Consider the following 15,782-nt stretch of genomic DNA (forward strand, 5'->3'; position numbering starts at 1 on the left):
AAGACTAAACGTGTTCGGAATCTACTGTTATCCTCTACGTCCGCTTAGCCAAGTTGGAATAAGCGGACACCTCAAAAATGCCAGCTTATACCTTAGTGGTAGTAACAAAGCTGGTAGTGGTTAATACAACATTTTGATATGAATTATGCATGGTCAGTAGACTCCTTTCGTGTTTTTGTTAAATGAATCTTAACTCTATAAATGAGAGATGTCAAACTTATTTTTAACATTCATCTTATTCCGAGCATATTTAAGCGTTATTTGCCCTATAAAAAAGCCATTGGGTTACACCAATGGCTTTTTTTTGATTGTTTAATTGCGTGGTTCAATCGTTACAGCAGTACCATAGGCAGTAACTGAATCCCCAATTGTATTTGAATTGCTGTCAAAACGGCAACAAATGACCGCGTTAGCGCCAATCTTTTCCGCGGCTTCGCGTAAGCGATCTAGTGCTTCTTGACGTGATTCTTCTTGTAACTGTGTATACCCTTTGATTTCACCACCAACGACAGATTTCAAGTTTTGCCCAAAGTTTGAAATAATATTACGTGAGCGTGTTGTCTGCCCAAATACTTCTCCAAATGTTTCAGTCACTTGGTAGTTGGCAATGGTCTCAGCTGTAGCGACAATAATTTTTGACATGATTAAATCTCCTCTTGAGTAAACATGAATCTGCTAATGCTTTAAGTATACACCCACCTGTGTTGTTTCAAACACGAGGATTTTATTTTAAAACTTTGAGATACCAACGATCCATTGCACTATGTTCGGACCCGTTCAGTGGCTGTTTTAATGGTGTGAAGCCGAATTTCTCATAGAGCGCACAAGCTGGTTTTAATTTTGCCATTGTTTCGAGATAGCATTGATCATACCTTTGCGCTGCATAGTCAAGTGCAATCGTCATTAATTGCTTTGATAAGCCATGGCCTTTTGCATCATCAGATAAATATAATTTTTGAAGTTCACATATGTGCTGTTCATCTGTGCTGTTCATCGCTTGGATTAAGCGGGGCAATGCCAATCCCCCCTAAGATAGTCGTTTCATCCGCAATTACCCAATATGCCGCATTTTCAATCCCTTGATAGTAATGATATAAGTCATTTAATTGTGGATCAAAATATGCTGTCCCAGGAATGTCTAATTGTTCCTGTTTTAAAGAATGTTGAATAATTTGTTTGATTTGTGCATTATCAGCAACGGTTATTTCTCGTATCTGCATAGATGCGTCCTCCTGTAGACATTGTGGCTTTTGCTTAATGATAAAACATTTAGTGACATATCTCTATTATAAATAGAGCTAATTACGTCTGGTATAAAAATAGACCTTCCAAACATGCGGTTTGAAAGGTCTATTCTTAGAGCTCAAGCTTTATTGAGTTGGCGTTTGATTATGAACCAGTCTTTAATGATTGATGTGAATGTCAATACCAAGCCAACACTACCAACAAGGATTAAGTTCCAAGTATTTGGATTGAACAGTTCGGCGCCGTAGTAGACGATGCTTTTGGCTCCATCAAGCAGGAATTTGATTGGTAGCCATGGGAATAACCAGTCGTGATACACTGCTGGAATCATTTCAGGTGCTAATTGCATCAATGGAGCTGAGAATAGCATGAGTAATGCGATAACTGGCAGTGCTGCAAAGCCAAGCCACATTTCAAGGGCAAACATGATTAACATAAATGATGCTGCGCCAATCATGCTGAAGAATGCCATTTTCCAGAAATCATCGTAGGTGTAATTTAGAATTTGTGTGACGAGCCAAGTTGTGGTCATCCCAATAATTGGTGCGATGATTGCAATAAAGCCAACTTGTCCTAGGCGTAGTTGCCATAGTTCACGTTTTTGTTTGATATTAACGCTCTTGCCAGCCGTATAGATTAGGAATGTTGCAAATAAACTAGCCATCCATAATGGTTGGAAATAAGCGCTACTTGCTGAATTCTTGTCTTTGACGCTATGAATGATTTCAACATTGCTTGTGACTGGATTCGTGATGGCGTCAATATTTACCCCTTGTAGTGGTACATTATTGGCTTTGAACTGATTTAGCATTTCTTGTCCCATATTGGTACTCATGTTGGTAATCATACCAGACAAGAGCACTTGGATATTATTTGCTAAGGTTGCGTTCATGGCTTGATTAATAACAATATCAACTGAAGTGCTCTTACCCGTTTTTGTCATTTCTCCCATATGTTTTGAAAAGTCTTTGGGGATGACAATGGCCCCATAATATTTTTCTTGGTCCATGGCTTTTTTAAGATCTGCTTTAGAAGAAACCGTTGTCCAGTTAAGGGTTGTTGCTGATTTCCCCTCACCAAACGAATCTAGGCTTGTTAATTTATCTGTAACCTGTTTCCCCATTGCCCCGTTATCTTCATTGACAATTGCGACCGGAACGTTTTTGGCAACAGGCCGTGCTGTTGGAAATTGTGCAACAACTAAAATAAGTGCTAGAACTAATCCGACGATTAGTGACAAAATATAAAATTTATTTTTAAACATGAATCTACTCCTTTTTCGACATTGTGTCGCTTTATTAACCGTTCTTATTGTACAATGGGCTTAATTAAAAAACGATATACAGTATTCGACATTATGTCGCATTTTCGAGAGGAGTCAACAAATGTACACTAAAAAGACGCAACAAACACGTACAGAACTGCTGGATGCATTCATTGAGCTACTCAAACAAAAGGATATTGGTCAGATTAGTGTGATTGATATTGTTAACCAAGCCCAGGTTCATCGGGCAACTTTTTACCGACATTTTGAAGATAAATTTGATCTCATTCAACAGGCAGAGACTGATATTTTCCAGTCAGTGGATGCATTATTTGAACAGTACGTTAAGAATGATCCAGAAATCAAAATTGATACAGCTGGTTTTAATACTTATCGTGTTAACCTTTTGCATATATTTATGGACCATGCTGATTTTATTAACGTCATGCTCGGCCCCAATGGAGATTTAACATTTGAAAATGCTTTGTATCAAAAAATCTACCAATTGACGGAATTGGGTTTCCAAACAATCTATAAGCTGCAGACACAAGCCACAGGAAAATCTGAATTTATAGGACACTATGCCGCTTCTGCTGCCTTTGGTGTGGTTCGACAATGGCTAAAAAATCCGACTATATCGGCACAAGAGCTATCTAATTTACTTGATGAGTTAACGATAAAAGGTTTAGCAACAACCATTAACGATATTACATTGTCTGAATAATAAAAAACTCATGGCGCTTATGTTAAGCGTTCCATGAGTTTTTTAATTGATTTAAATTTTAAGTAGATAACTGATAAGGTACATCGAACTCATAATAATTAAAAGTGGCACAATAACCAAAATGAGAAAGTTTCCATCTGCAAAGGCATCTTTGAAAAAAATATTGATAATGATACGTACAATAAATAATATAACTACCGAGCTAGTAAATATATGAAATCCTTTACGCATGTTACCAACCTCCATCTGACATCTATTTTCCATCATATTAGTCTGATGTATTTAAAAAAGGCTGAAATGTACTAATCTTCTGCTAGATAATCATAAACTTTATGTGGTTGTGGCAATGTTAAATCAGCAATGATGTGTTGTGCCTTAACGATTTCACGGACTGGCAAGTCAGCAACCGGTGCCATGACATGTTCAAACAACTGTAATTTTGCGGGTGAATCCCAAGCCCCCTTGATTTGAACATCAGTAATCGTTGATTCGGTTAGTTCCAATATGCGAGGAGAATAGTCGTAATTACGCATAATATTTAAGCGATAGCTAGGCTTCGTAATCTCGGCCTTGGCGGCTTCAAAATCAAGTGGATAGTAGTTGTAACCCATTGTTGCAACAGCCACAGGCAACTGGCTATAGCTTAGCTTACCAACTAAAACATCATTATCAAGATAGATTGACGTATCAGCTAATTTCTTTGGAAAAGCTGCAACTTCGCGTCCGGATGCAATGGCTTCAGGACTATTAACATACATAGAAAGGTAGAATTCCCCCTCCTTACCGTTAAAAGTAACAGGAATCACTTGGCCAATTTCAGCATAAGCGCCTAGCCCATCTGAATCAGGCATATTAATGAATTCAAATTTTACAAGGTCATCAATTGGTTCTAGTGGTTCTGGCAAAATATTCATCAGTGCCGCATGATCAGTCCGATAAGTGATGTTCATAAAGTCACGATTATGAAATCTAACTTTAGCGGCAGCAAAAGCAGGCGAATCAATTGGCGTGGTAACTTGTTCCAATAAATCTGATTTATTCATGACTGCCTCTTTCCTTGTTTCAACATGTCCGCTAGCTGTGCAACACTGTCGTCAAATACAGGTAATGTACCTGTCTGTTCTGCCTTTTCAACTGTTGCAACAACAAAATCATTAAATGGGGTATCAATATTGTGCTCATCCCCTGTTTTAACAATGACTCCGTTAATGTCATGCACTTCAGTTTTACGACCCTTTTCTAAGTCTTGCAACATGCTGGCTTTTAAACCAAAACTAGGTGTCATGATACTACGTACCAAAGCAATTTGGTCATCAGTAAATCCAGCAGCTGGTTTCTTCAAGTAGTCGAAGTTTTTATCTCCAATGTTATCAAATGTAATGCCATCAGCAGCACCAGCTTCCAAACCTTCGTTCATAATACTTAGAATGGCTTGAATTCCAATATCATTGTTGGCAACATCACCGAATGTTGAATTTGTGGCAGCTGAAAGACCGCTAAATGAAGCATTGATTAGGAGTTTTGACCATTTTGTTCCAATCAAATTATCTGAGATAACGGTTTCTCCAACATTATCCATGACGGCTTTAATGTCTTCGATTCGTTCTGTATCACGTCCATCAAGTTCCCCAATCTTAAAGGCAAATTCTTTGAATCGATCATAAACAGTTGTTAATTCAGACTTTCCAGCGCCTTGGGCTGTCGCTCCAAATTCAACTGCCCCAGCAACGATATTTTTTTCAGGTAATTGTGTGGCGATAAATTTTTCAGGTACACCATTTTGGAGAGAAACGAGCGTTCCGTCATCAGCTAAAATGGTTTTAATTTTTGCTAATACTGAATCATTGAAAATTTGCTTGGTTAATAAGAAAATAATGTCAAATTTACCTTCAAGGTCATCAGGTGTTGATGCTTTAACCGGTATCGTAATGTCAGTTGTTCCGACAACGTGTGCACCTTGTGTATTCAATGTATCAACATTTTCTTGCCAGACGTCAACTAAGGTTACGTCTAAACCTGCTTGAGATAAAAAGGCACCAATGACGGTCCCTAAAGATCCAGCTCCGTAAACTGCAATGCGCTTGTTATCCATTTTTTTATGCCTAGCCTTTATTATTTTTTACTAACTTCTTATTAGTGTTGAGGAATGTTAGTCGCAATAGCTTAAACGAATAATAAAACTTTTAAAATTTTTAAAATAAAATCCAAAAAGTTAAAATATTCACAAAAATAAAAACGTACAAAAACGTTTATATGATTTTCAAAAGCTTGATAGCTAGGTAATGTTATTGAAAAATCTTTACTAAAAGAGATGGTAACAGCGTGATAATCTCTAATAAAAACTTTGAAAGTATTATTTATCACAAATGTATTTATTTGTATGATTAGTGCATTTTGGCGACAAATTATGTTAATTCACACCATTGTAAGTCATCGATTAAAATTCGTGCGTTGCCAATGGCGATTTCATTATCTAAATAACCGTTAACAAGTCCCCGCTCAATTGGTGCATAAACACCTAGTTCTGACTTCCCCTTTAATTGGTAAAGGATGGGTTTTGATTCAGTATACGCATGAAATAATATTTCTGAAATTGTCGCCATATCTAATGGTGGCATTTCTTTTTGATTTCGCAAATTTGCAGCTGATTGTTCATGTTTGGCAACATCTTCAGTATGATCTGACAGATAAAAGCCTTGCCATTTAACCATTCCGCGGTCATTATAATCATTCTTGAAGAAGCGCTCAGCAAGTTTAAATGGGTCTTCATCATCCATAAGCATTACCTCCATTATGTCCACCAACTAACCCTGCCCGTTCAATCATGGTTCCACCATCTATTTTTGAACTTGATTTAACGATTGCTGTTAAACCAAATTTATGACGGATTTGATCAATAGTCGTATCAACCTGTTGTTGTTTCATATCTTGTTCAACTGGGACAAATAAATCTAACTGTGAGCCAAAGTCTGTGCTTAATTTTCCAACAGAAACACCGATATGACGAATAATTTGCTGGTCATAATGTTGGTCAAATATTATTTCAAGGGCCTGTACAATTTTATGAGATTGATTGGTTGAATCGATTTTCATTTGGGCGGAAAATCCCGGCATTTGTTCACATAAAGCTGAACCAATTGATAATGATACAACCCCACAGGTTTGATTTTTATGTCTTAAACGTGAAGCGACTTGTTCACCAATTTCACGAATAACGTTTTTAATTTCTTGTGTTCGTGCATAATCACGCGGTAAAACTTGGCTATTCGAAAGATTAGTTGCTTTGGGTTGATATTTATTAGCAATGATACTTCGGTCAACGCCCCAAGCTAAGGCGTATAATTCAGTTCCACGAATGCCTAATTTTTCCTGTAATTTATAGGGATTATAAAATGCCAGATCATGCATTGAATAAATCCCTAGTTTATTTAAGCTTTTAGCTGTGCGCTGACCAATTGACCAGACATCTGATAGATTTGTAATCGGCCACAACTTTTGTGGGATACTGTCATAGTCCCATTGGCTAATCAAACTATGATTATGTTTAGCTTCGAGATCTAATGCTAGTTTCGCCATGACCGGATTATCACCAATCCCCACCGTGAGGTAAATGCCTAATTTGTGTTTGACCTCTAATTGAATGATTCGTGCTAATTTAGGCATTGTTAAATCGTTACCGTAAACACTTTTTAGGTAAGACCAAGATGGTGTGATATCCAATAGTGATTCATCAATGGAGTATAATTGATGGTCTTCTTCAGCAACGAACTCTTTAAAGATATCATTGACTTTCTTATTCATCGCAATATAATGATTCATTCGTGGTTCAACCATAATTAACCGGCTGTCTTCAGGGATATCCCGTTTACGCATGACATTAGTAATCCCTAATTCTTGTTTAGCACGAGGTGAAGATGCTAAAACTAAACCACCATTTGTATTTTCAGCCTGGCTAATAACCACTAACATGGCTGTTAATGGATTAAGCCCTAATGCAACGCATTCACAACTTGCATAAAAGCTTTTAGAATCGATCATCATAATTTTTCGATGTGGTTCATGTTCTGTTGGTTTCATGATATCACCTCAAATTTAAATTAACTAAAATGTTGTATAATTAGTTTAAACCTAATTTGGGTGAAAAAACAAGCTTTATTTAACAAAAAAGACCAATCAATTTGATTGGTCTTTAATCGGCTTATTTGCTTGTAATATAGTCTAACAATGTATACATGACTTGCTGGTTAACATCAAAATCAACCGGTTGCATTTGTAGAATTGTTTCAGGGGTTTGGCTTAAAGCATTACACTCTAAAGCATAACCGCCATCGTTGATAACTATTTCGCGAACATCATTTTGCTGAGGTTCAAAATGAAATTGCAAACCGATGACATTTTGTTTTACAAGAAATCCCTGATTTACCACCAAATCACTACTAAATAAGAGTTGCGCATTCTCAGGCATATCAAACATTTCTTCATGCCAATGTAAAACATTAATCATTTCTGGGACGTTTGGAATGGTCGTTGTCATTAAATGCACATTTGCCCACCCAACTTCTTTATAAGGTGCTTTATGCACGGATGCACCTAAGGTTTTGGCAATCTGTTGTGCACCAAAACAGGCACCAAATATGGGTTTATCTTGTTGTAACATGTCATAAATGAGCGTTCGCTCTTGCGCAATCCAAGGCAACTCATCATTGGGACTCATCGGACCACCTAAAATGATAAGTAAATCTGTCTCTGATACGGTTGGAAGCACACCATTAAATTGATATGGATGATAAACATATACCTCATGCTGGTGCATATCAGCCCAACTTAAAATGGACCCGGCATTCTCATTCGGTGTGTGTTGCAAGATATTTATACGCATAGCAAGCCTTTCGCTTCAACGGCAATTCTTGTAAAGGGTATCGCCTGCAACTTCCCCAATTGATGCTTAGAATAAACAAGTTCTAGAAAAAAGTCAAATCTGGGAGTTTTTTAAAAAAGGCATCAATTCATCATGATAGTCATCTAAAAGTTGACTTTGATATATTTTTGAATGCGTTGAATCACGAACATGGTGCCATAGTACGGCCGCTACTTTCAAAGGCTTATCAAACTGTTTTGAACGAGCATCTTGATTAAAATCATGTACAAAGTGATTCCACTCATAGGTTGTTTCCTCGGCATTATCTGTTAGGTTTTTAACTGGATGATCGTACGTATTAATTAAATCTTGAACAGTTGCATCAGTGTCGTGTGTTGATTCAATTTGGCGCATTTTTATGCCCATGGCTTTAGTGAATGAAAATTTTTCAACTTGATAATACGTACAAAAAAACTGTCTGGTAATAGTGTTCAGGCTCAAACCGGATTGTAAGATGGGCGTTGACGGCGTAATGTTTTCTGGATTTTGAATACCCGAAATACGGCGCTGTCGAACTGGTTTGATGCAGTCGACGGATTCGCCCTGCAAGAACCGTACAATATAAGTCGTCAATTCATTCTTTGTTCCGTATGTAGGTAATTGATAAGTTTTACAAATATTGATCAATTCCGTTTTATACCAATAAAGTGATCTAAAGCTGGTTATAGACATATTTGGATTAAATTGATGTTCAGGCATAGTTTGTACCTATTCAGTTTTAAAGCGCTTTGCCAACTTAGCTTCACTGTAATCCAATAGGTCTTGAACACTGATATCATATTTATCACAAAAAATTAAAACTTCATCCATAACATCAGCTAATTCTTCAACAATATGGTCTTTCTCAGTTTGTTTAGAAACAACTTTATCACCAGGATGGTCACGACCATACTCAAATTGGCGAATTGCTTGAGATAACTCGCCAACCTCTTCCGTCAAAAAATTTAACCGACGATCAGATGATAGTTGTAACCAACCACGGTTACGATAAAATTCAATGACCCATGCTTTATGCTGTTCGATGTTCATGCTGAATCCACCTGTTCTTTCTAAAATTTAAACAATTATATTGATTATTGTCATACATTGAGATGCTCAATGATAGTTGAAACATCATTAATTGAGCGACTAACAATGATACTAGGAGTTAGGTCAAGTTGCTTTAAACGCTCATTATTTTCCCCTACCCAGACACTGATTTTAGCATGGGATAATAGTTCAAAGTCGTTACTGTCATTACCGAAAGCATAATATTCATTTTGATAGTATTGCTGTAATGTGTTGAATTTATTTATTTCTGCTGCTGTGATGTCAATACTATTTTCACCGGAATGTGCCACAATAGCAAGGTTACTAGCAGATTGTAGTTTTTCTAATAAATCATTAAAAATAGATTGAGGAATGTTAACTAGAATGATTTTAATTGGCTCATAGATGGTCTCTAAATTGACATTTTTAGCCAGATTATCAGGGTCTAACTGTTTATAAATTTTATTTGTTGTATTAATTTTTGCAGAATAATTCCAAGAATCATCCACTATATAATTAAGCTGATATTTATTAATAACATGTTTAATACTATCAAAAGACTTTGAGTCAATGGGGTTAGCAAGTTTAATTTCATCGTCAATCGTTTTAACTATTGATCCATTTCCGCCAATTAATAAATGGCCATCTGAAAAATCAGGAACGATAGGTATTAAATCACGAATGGGTCGTGCCGAAGCGAAGCTAACAGTATGCCCTGATAGTTCTAAAGATTTAAGCGCATTTACAATTGGTCTTGCGATTTTTTTACCATCAAAACTTAACGTACCATCAACATCAAAAACATAGTGCATACAAGGCTTCCTCTATTTCTATAATAATCTACTTAATGCTTATTATAGCGTTTTTAAGCGATGTTTGTTGTAATTTGCAACAAGAAACTTCGTTATACGTTATCTAATATCATATCAATATGCGGTGTTTGGTTATGAATATAAGGTTCTCCAACGGCGATATATCCCCATTTTTCATAGAAGCCTTGAACATCGGTTTGTGCAATAATATGGACTGATTGGTCCTTAAAGCGTGCCGTTAAGGTTTCTGATATTTGAAGCATTAATTCGTTTGCTAGTCCATTCCCGCGTGAACCTTGAGCAACAGCAACACGACCAAAAACAACCTGTTCGGCTTCTTTAAAGACGCGCGCATAGGCCACAACTCGTCCATTTTCGGTTTTAAAAATATGAATGGCTTGTTGATCAATATCGTCAGCTTCTTGATAGATGCGTTTTTGTTCCACCACAAAAACAGCAATTCGAAGCCGCATGATTTCAAATAATTCATTGGTTGTTAATTCGTTAAATGCTTTAATTTGCCACATGGTTGTCTTCCTCTTTTGTATCTAATGCAGTCGTCATAAGTTGCATGGCTTGTAAAATAATGGACATATCGGCTTGAGACATGTCTGTAAATAGGTTATTGATTTGGGCATTGGATGCTGTATCTATGGTCTCTAGGAGCATTAAACCTGCCGGCGTAAAGGTAATTAATTGTTTACGTCCGTCAGTTTTATCTTGGACTAATTCAATTAAATCTTGTTTTTTAAATTTTTTAATGATGCGACTAATATAGGCTTTATCGACCTTCAAAAAATGCGCAATACTTGTCACGGTCTCAAGGTCATTTAATTGCATCTCTAATAAAATGCGGGCCTCTGACCAGGTTAAATCTGTATTGAAAATCTCTTTATCAAAAACACCTAAATATTGTGTGTATTGTCGATTGAATTGGCGAATGAGTGTTATATCATTATCTTGATTCATGGAATGGGCCCCTCCTTGATTAAACTATATTCTAAATAACATAGTTGACAAAGTCAACTATGTGTTTTTGAGAGATTTCATTGTCTGATGACTGACTTACTGCTAACGTTGGAGGAATCAAACACAGAAATTTTGAAATTCAATCTATTCATCCTGTATTATTTTTAGACCCAGCGGCACAACAAATAAATGCGAATAAAAAGACCCCAAGCATTAAACTTGAGGTCTCTTTTTGTTCAAATATAACTAAGCAATTGGCTTCGTTCGCTTAACGATTAATTCATGATTCATAAATTCTTTAATGCCTTCATCCCCTAGTTCACGGCCATAACCTGAATTTTTAACACCACCAAATGGTAGTTCAGGCAAAGTATCATTGAAGTAATTGACATAAACAGAACCTGTTTCTAATTGTGCTGCGACTTCTGCACCGTGGTCGGCATCACCAGCAAACACAATGCCACTTAATCCATAATTTGAATTGTTTGCTAAGTCAATTGCTGCATGTTCATCAGCAACTTCAAAAACCATACCAACAGGACCAAAGAACTCTTCCTTAAAGGCAGGATTATCTTCAGTGACGTTCGTTAAGATAATTGGCATGAAATGAGCGGTGTTTTCATCGGTATCAAGGGTACCAAATGCTAAAGTTGCGCCATTTTCAAGGGCCGCGTTAACTTGTTTAACGAGATGGCGCTTAGCCTTAACCGAGCTTAATGGTGCGAGCTGTGTCTTTGGATCTAATGGATCCCCAACTTTTTGAATCTTTGCAAAAGCAGTCTTATACATATCCAAGACAGTTGCATAATTCGCCTCTGTGACAATTAAACGCTTAGACGACACACACACTTGACCAGCATTAGCGAGACGACTATCCCCAATGATTTTATTTAGTTCACTCAAATCAGCATCATCAAGCACAATGAGCGGATCGTTACCGCCTAATTCAAGGGTACTCTTCTTGAGATTACTTGCAGCTTCTCCACCAATAACCGCACCGACTTTTTCTGATCCAGTAAAAGCAAGCCCAGTAATTCGTTTGTCAGCTAAAATATGTTCTAATTGCTCATGCGTTGCGAAAATATTTTTAAAACTTCCAGTTGGCATACCAACTGCATGTACAGCCTGTTCAAAGGCTAAGCCGGAACCAGGTGTAATTGAAGCGTGCTTTAAAATAACAGGATTTCCAGCCATATAATTTGGCGCAAAGACACGAATAATTTGATAGAACGGGAAATTCCAAGGTTCAACAGACATGATGACACCGGTTGGTCGATAGATAACTTCCGCGCTACCGATTGCAGTCGTAATTGGCTTGGGCTTTAACATATCATCAGCATTATTTGCATAATAATGGGCAATATGTGCTGAAAGTGCAATTTCTTCCTTGGCTTCGCCGATTAATTTCCCCATTTCTAAAGTCATTACGCGCGCCAAGTCATCGATATGTTCAGTGAAATAGTCAGCTAAATCGTTTAATTTCCGTGACCGGGATGAAACGTCGTCGTTACGCCAGGTTTGATACAAATGATGCCCCTGTGCGATAGCTGTTTCAATCTCTTCATCACTTGTATTGTCGTAACGCTTTAGGACCTCGTTGTTAAACGGATTCGTTGATGCATATGCCATAATAAAATCCCCCTTTTATTTGACTATAAATAATGACCTTCACTATTTACGACCAGCATAATCTATTTGTGTAATAAAGGCAAAATAGAATTATTTTCACAAGAAAGCGTTACCATAAAATGCACTTGTCAACTAATTTTCAGTTTAAAATTGAGTCATTTGAAATATTCTTTCACAATTAACGGGACAAAAAAACAGCTCTTGGATATGAGCTGTTTTTTGAAAGTGATTAATTATTAACCATGCCAATATCATTTGGTTTAGTTAATACTTCTATGAGTGGTAGCACACTAAGGATTGCCAGGGCTATAAATGTTGCGCGGTAAGCATCGATACTCTCCATATAAATACTCAATATAGAAAAGGTAATGGTTACGAGTGATATACCGATTCCCTGAGCCAAGTTTTGTGTTACGGAAGCAAAAGTATTCGCACTATTGCGTTCAGCATAAGGCACTTCAACTAAACTCATGCCATTATACGCAGTTAGTGATAATGATCGACCAACGCCAGAAAGTACTAATAAGATACCTAAAACAATACTGCTGGTTTCGGGTGTTACCTGGCTGATTGCCCCTGTGGTTATGATGACCGTGAGTAATGAAATAATGAGCGTCTTTTTATATCCGATTTGAAGCACCATGGTATTAGCAATTGGTTTGATACCAATATTTCCAACGAAAATTAACAAGACATAAGTACCTGTTTTCATGGGTGACCAGTGAAAGGCGTTTTGAAAGAAAATGGTACTGAGATATGGAATCGCACCAACAGATAACCAGAGTAGACTACCCCCAATTTGGCTTAAGCGAAAGGAACTAAAGCGTAATGCCGATAGACTAAATAGCGGATTTTGAACAGTCATCAGATGTTTGATGCTCATATACAGACTAACACTACATATACCGAGTAGTAGCAGTGATAAAATGGATAGCTTTTGATGGCCGGCAATTGAATCTAAGGCAATCAGTAATGTGCCTGTGCTAATACTAAGGCCTAAAAAGCCAAGCCAATCAAATTTTTTGACATGTTGGTGACGCTCATTGACAGATAACATGTGATGACCAATTAAGAGTAAAATTAGGCCAATTGGTATATTAATCATGAAAATCCAGTGCCAAGATAAATAAGTTGTTAGGACGCCACCTACAAATGGTGCAATAGCTGGCGCAATCAATGCTGGCCAAATGACATAACTCATCATTTTAAGCAAGTCTTTTGGGTGTGTATTTTCTAAAACAATCAAGCGTGCTGTCGGCACCATTAATGCGCCAGAGATTCCTTGTAGAACACGCATAATCAGCATGGAGGTTAAATTAAAAGATAAAGCACAGCCTAATGAGCTAATGATAAATAAACTAACTGCCGTAAGCCAAATGGTACGATTACCATACCGTTGTGCAAGCCAACCACTTAAGGGAATGAAGATGGCAACCGATAACATATATAAACTAATAATTAGGGATGCGCTGGATGATTCAAGCTTGAGGCTCGCTGTAATTTGGGGTAAAGCTGTGGTTACAATGGTGCTGTCTAGCATCTCCATAAATAAGCTTGACCCCATTAACAGGGCAACTTTGGTATCTTTGTGTTTTGTCATATCATTATTACTCACTTTATAAAACTAAATTTAACAGGGTTACAATAAGGCTTTAGATGTAAATGAACAAGTCTTAATCCCAAAATTATTATATCTTAAAAATATAGAAATTCAATCAAAAAAATAAAAAAGTGCAACCTAGTTCAATTAGGTTGCACTTTTTAAGTAATTAGAAATGTACAGCACGTGCGCCACCAATCTTTTTGGGACGACTTGTCAAAGCGGTTACATGGGCTCCGCCTAGTTCATTTTGTTGTGGTCGAATTGGAATCTGAACATGCTTTATATGCATGCCAATCGCTGTATCACCAATATCTATCCCTGCTTTAGCCGTGATGTGTTCAACTTCGACTGGCGTATGCATTAAGGCATACGCGGCTAACTGACCAGAACCGCCAGCATGTAATGCGGGGATGACATTGACGAGCTCTAAGTCCTTTCTCTCTGCTAATTCAGATTCGACTAATAGCGCGCGATTAATATGTTCACACCCTTGTACGGCCATATAGATATCACGATCATGTAAAAGTTTATAAATTGTCCCCATCACGATTTCGCCAATTTCAGCGGAAGAATTTTGTCCAATAACACCCCCAGCGACTTCAGAACTTGAAAAACCAATGACAAAAATATCACCCGCTTTTAGCTGCGCTTGGTTTAAGACATCGGTGACAATTTCTTCTGTATTATGCCGTAAGTCTTCCATCGTAATTGACATAGTGTGCGCCCTCTTTTCGCTTAATTACATGTTTGTTAGGGTATACCGTGATTTAGTTTTGCGTGAGCATGCATTGTACGAATGTAAGATCACAAAAAATACGCCCTGAATTGTATCGTTTAGTTGAAATTGCTTTTATTTAAATATAATCAATGACTTGGTTTAATGAAGGCAAAACCGCATGGGCAATGTCTTTTAATTCAGCTGTTGGTTGAATCACATCTGGAATCATGATTACTGGAATGCCAGCGTTTTTGGCGGCTAAAATGCCATTTTTTGAATCTTCAAGAATCAAGACCTCCTCTTTTTGGAAGCCAAGCTTTTGTTGCGCAAGGTTGAAAATTGCAGGATTGGGTTTTGCAATGTCAACATCAGCAGAAGTTACAATATCTACGAACTTATCTGTTAATTGGTTGGCATCCAACAAGTTTTCAACAGCATCCCGATTATTACTAGATGCCACAATACACTGGATATCATGATTTTGTGCATACGCTAATAAATTATCTAAACCTTCTTTTTTGTCGATATTACCCGAATTAAATTCGGCTTGAACCAATTCATCACATTTGTCTAAGAATGCGTCAACAACATCGGCGCCAAGTTCTTTGTCATACGCTTCGTGATATTTACGTTGACGTAAATCAAAACCAGCCCCTGTGAATTGACGTTCGAATGCATCACTATAAGGCAATCCAACTAAGGCTGCGGCTTTTTCAGATGTGGCACCATACATACCTTCTGTATCTAACATTAGCCCATCCATATCAAAGATAATCGCTTTAAATGTATTCATTTATATTCGTCTCCAAATTAGTATTTAACGTTTTAAGTATATCGTAATTTTAGGCATAAGAAAACCGCCACACCAGTG

General features: G+C 37.2%; 19 protein-coding genes. 1 reads left to right on the forward strand and 18 read right to left on the reverse strand.

All coding sequences use genetic code 11. The features are described from left to right. Positions 1–312 precede the first annotated feature (312 nt). From IV67_RS05350 to IV67_RS05360, 4 genes are all read right to left on the reverse strand, one after another. Positions 313–633, reverse strand: a complete 321-nt coding sequence (locus IV67_RS05350) for a heavy metal-binding domain-containing protein (protein WP_201782738.1) — start codon at positions 631–633, stop codon at positions 313–315. A gap of 91 nt (positions 634–724) precedes the next feature. Next, the gene (locus tag IV67_RS09500; protein ID WP_236698253.1) at positions 725–1,015 is read right to left on the reverse strand and encodes a GNAT family N-acetyltransferase; all 291 of its coding nucleotides are present in this window, start codon (positions 1,013–1,015) and stop codon (positions 725–727) included. Continuing rightward, positions 978–1,220, reverse strand: a complete 243-nt coding sequence (locus IV67_RS09505; RefSeq protein WP_236698254.1) for a hypothetical protein — start codon at positions 1,218–1,220, stop codon at positions 978–980. Before IV67_RS09505 ends, IV67_RS09500 begins: the two co-directional genes overlap by 38 nt. 143 nt (positions 1,221–1,363) lie before the next feature. Continuing rightward, positions 1,364–2,509, reverse strand: a complete 1,146-nt coding sequence (locus IV67_RS05360) for a YhgE/Pip domain-containing protein (protein ID WP_057787876.1) — start codon at positions 2,507–2,509, stop codon at positions 1,364–1,366. A gap of 121 nt (positions 2,510–2,630) precedes the next feature. Here IV67_RS05360 and IV67_RS05365 point away from each other — a divergent pair, with 121 nt between their 5' ends. After that, positions 2,631–3,233: a TetR/AcrR family transcriptional regulator gene (locus IV67_RS05365; protein WP_057787878.1), complete on the forward strand. Its 603-nt coding sequence runs from the start codon at positions 2,631–2,633 to the stop codon at positions 3,231–3,233. A gap of 302 nt (positions 3,234–3,535) precedes the next feature. Here IV67_RS05365 and IV67_RS05375 read toward each other — a convergent pair whose 3' ends face one another. From IV67_RS05375 to IV67_RS05440, 14 genes are all read right to left on the reverse strand, one after another. After that, positions 3,536–4,276: an acetoacetate decarboxylase gene (locus IV67_RS05375; protein ID WP_057787881.1), complete on the reverse strand. Its 741-nt coding sequence runs from the start codon at positions 4,274–4,276 to the stop codon at positions 3,536–3,538. Beyond that, positions 4,273–5,325 carry a ketopantoate reductase family protein gene (locus IV67_RS05380; protein ID WP_057787883.1) on the reverse strand — a complete coding sequence of 351 codons (1,053 nt, stop codon included), beginning with the start codon at positions 5,323–5,325 and terminating at the stop codon, positions 4,273–4,275. Before IV67_RS05380 ends, IV67_RS05375 begins: the two co-directional genes overlap by 4 nt. A gap of 313 nt (positions 5,326–5,638) precedes the next feature. Beyond that, positions 5,639–6,010 carry a hypothetical protein gene (locus IV67_RS05385; protein ID WP_057787885.1) on the reverse strand — a complete coding sequence of 124 codons (372 nt, stop codon included), beginning with the start codon at positions 6,008–6,010 and terminating at the stop codon, positions 5,639–5,641. Further along, positions 6,003–7,310 carry a Y-family DNA polymerase gene (locus tag IV67_RS05390; protein WP_057787887.1) on the reverse strand — a complete coding sequence of 436 codons (1,308 nt, stop codon included), beginning with the start codon at positions 7,308–7,310 and terminating at the stop codon, positions 6,003–6,005. Before IV67_RS05390 ends, IV67_RS05385 begins: the two co-directional genes overlap by 8 nt. Before the next feature lie 121 nt (positions 7,311–7,431). After that, positions 7,432–8,112 carry a type 1 glutamine amidotransferase gene (locus tag IV67_RS05395; protein WP_057787888.1) on the reverse strand — a complete coding sequence of 227 codons (681 nt, stop codon included), beginning with the start codon at positions 8,110–8,112 and terminating at the stop codon, positions 7,432–7,434. A 93-nt stretch (positions 8,113–8,205) separates the two neighbouring features. Continuing rightward, on the reverse strand, positions 8,206–8,850 hold the full coding sequence (locus IV67_RS05400; protein ID WP_057787890.1) for an SAP domain-containing protein: 645 nt from the start codon (positions 8,848–8,850) through the stop codon (positions 8,206–8,208). A 9-nt stretch (positions 8,851–8,859) separates the two neighbouring features. Then, positions 8,860–9,180, reverse strand: a complete 321-nt coding sequence (locus IV67_RS05405) for a MazG nucleotide pyrophosphohydrolase domain-containing protein (protein ID WP_057787891.1) — start codon at positions 9,178–9,180, stop codon at positions 8,860–8,862. A gap of 50 nt (positions 9,181–9,230) precedes the next feature. Beyond that, positions 9,231–9,992: an HAD-IIB family hydrolase gene (locus IV67_RS05410; RefSeq protein WP_057787893.1), complete on the reverse strand. Its 762-nt coding sequence runs from the start codon at positions 9,990–9,992 to the stop codon at positions 9,231–9,233. Between the two features lie 92 nt (positions 9,993–10,084). Beyond that, positions 10,085–10,519 (reverse strand): GNAT family N-acetyltransferase, encoded by a 435-nt coding sequence (locus IV67_RS05415; RefSeq protein WP_057787894.1) that lies wholly within the window; start codon positions 10,517–10,519, stop codon positions 10,085–10,087. Next, a complete protein-coding gene (locus IV67_RS05420; protein WP_057787896.1) occupies positions 10,506–10,961 on the reverse strand; it encodes a MarR family winged helix-turn-helix transcriptional regulator in 456 nt (151 codons plus the stop codon). Before IV67_RS05420 ends, IV67_RS05415 begins: the two co-directional genes overlap by 14 nt. 246 nt (positions 10,962–11,207) lie before the next feature. Continuing rightward, positions 11,208–12,590, reverse strand: coding sequence for an NAD-dependent succinate-semialdehyde dehydrogenase (locus IV67_RS05425; protein WP_057787898.1), 1,383 nt, complete (start codon positions 12,588–12,590; stop codon positions 11,208–11,210). A 229-nt stretch (positions 12,591–12,819) separates the two neighbouring features. Then, entirely contained in the window at positions 12,820–14,154 is a 1,335-nt protein-coding gene (locus IV67_RS05430; protein ID WP_236698255.1) for an MFS transporter, read from the reverse strand. A gap of 205 nt (positions 14,155–14,359) precedes the next feature. Further along, entirely contained in the window at positions 14,360–14,896 is a 537-nt protein-coding gene (locus IV67_RS05435; protein WP_420031181.1) for a TIGR01440 family protein, read from the reverse strand. A gap of 151 nt (positions 14,897–15,047) precedes the next feature. Continuing rightward, the gene (locus IV67_RS05440) at positions 15,048–15,704 is read right to left on the reverse strand and encodes an HAD family hydrolase (RefSeq protein ID WP_057787902.1); all 657 of its coding nucleotides are present in this window, start codon (positions 15,702–15,704) and stop codon (positions 15,048–15,050) included. Positions 15,705–15,782: the final 78 nt, after the last annotated feature.

Source organism: Weissella minor (genome assembly GCF_001437425.1).
GTDB lineage: Bacteria > Bacillota > Bacilli > Lactobacillales > Lactobacillaceae > Weissella > Weissella minor.

What these genes read in the sequence shown, in the direction of transcription:
- IV67_RS05395 (WP_057787888.1), bottom strand. Translation starts at nt 8,112, where the DNA reads ATGCGTATAAATATCTTGCAACACACACCGAATGAGAATGCCGGGTCC.
- IV67_RS05415 (WP_057787894.1), bottom strand. Translation starts at nt 10,519, where the DNA reads ATGTGGCAAATTAAAGCATTTAACGAATTAACAACCAATGAATTATTT.
- IV67_RS05420 (WP_057787896.1), bottom strand. Translation starts at nt 10,961, where the DNA reads ATGAATCAAGATAATGATATAACACTCATTCGCCAATTCAATCGACAA.
- IV67_RS05360 (WP_057787876.1), bottom strand. Translation starts at nt 2,509, where the DNA reads ATGTTTAAAAATAAATTTTATATTTTGTCACTAATCGTCGGATTAGTT.
- IV67_RS05405 (WP_057787891.1), bottom strand. Translation starts at nt 9,180, where the DNA reads ATGAACATCGAACAGCATAAAGCATGGGTCATTGAATTTTATCGTAAC.
- IV67_RS05430 (WP_236698255.1), bottom strand. Translation starts at nt 14,154, where the DNA reads ATGGGGTCAAGCTTATTTATGGAGATGCTAGACAGCACCATTGTAACC.
- IV67_RS09505 (WP_236698254.1), bottom strand. Translation starts at nt 1,220, where the DNA reads ATGCAGATACGAGAAATAACCGTTGCTGATAATGCACAAATCAAACAA.
- IV67_RS05425 (WP_057787898.1), bottom strand. Translation starts at nt 12,590, where the DNA reads ATGGCATATGCATCAACGAATCCGTTTAACAACGAGGTCCTAAAGCGT.
- IV67_RS05435 (WP_420031181.1), bottom strand. Translation starts at nt 14,896, where the DNA reads ATGGAAGACTTACGGCATAATACAGAAGAAATTGTCACCGATGTCTTA.
- IV67_RS05385 (WP_057787885.1), bottom strand. Translation starts at nt 6,010, where the DNA reads ATGGATGATGAAGACCCATTTAAACTTGCTGAGCGCTTCTTCAAGAAT.
- IV67_RS05440 (WP_057787902.1), bottom strand. Translation starts at nt 15,704, where the DNA reads ATGAATACATTTAAAGCGATTATCTTTGATATGGATGGGCTAATGTTA.
- IV67_RS05365 (WP_057787878.1), top strand. Translation starts at nt 2,631, where the DNA reads ATGTACACTAAAAAGACGCAACAAACACGTACAGAACTGCTGGATGCA.
- IV67_RS05390 (WP_057787887.1), bottom strand. Translation starts at nt 7,310, where the DNA reads ATGAAACCAACAGAACATGAACCACATCGAAAAATTATGATGATCGAT.
- IV67_RS05375 (WP_057787881.1), bottom strand. Translation starts at nt 4,276, where the DNA reads ATGAATAAATCAGATTTATTGGAACAAGTTACCACGCCAATTGATTCG.
- IV67_RS05380 (WP_057787883.1), bottom strand. Translation starts at nt 5,325, where the DNA reads ATGGATAACAAGCGCATTGCAGTTTACGGAGCTGGATCTTTAGGGACC.
- IV67_RS05400 (WP_057787890.1), bottom strand. Translation starts at nt 8,850, where the DNA reads ATGCCTGAACATCAATTTAATCCAAATATGTCTATAACCAGCTTTAGA.
- IV67_RS05410 (WP_057787893.1), bottom strand. Translation starts at nt 9,992, where the DNA reads ATGCACTATGTTTTTGATGTTGATGGTACGTTAAGTTTTGATGGTAAA.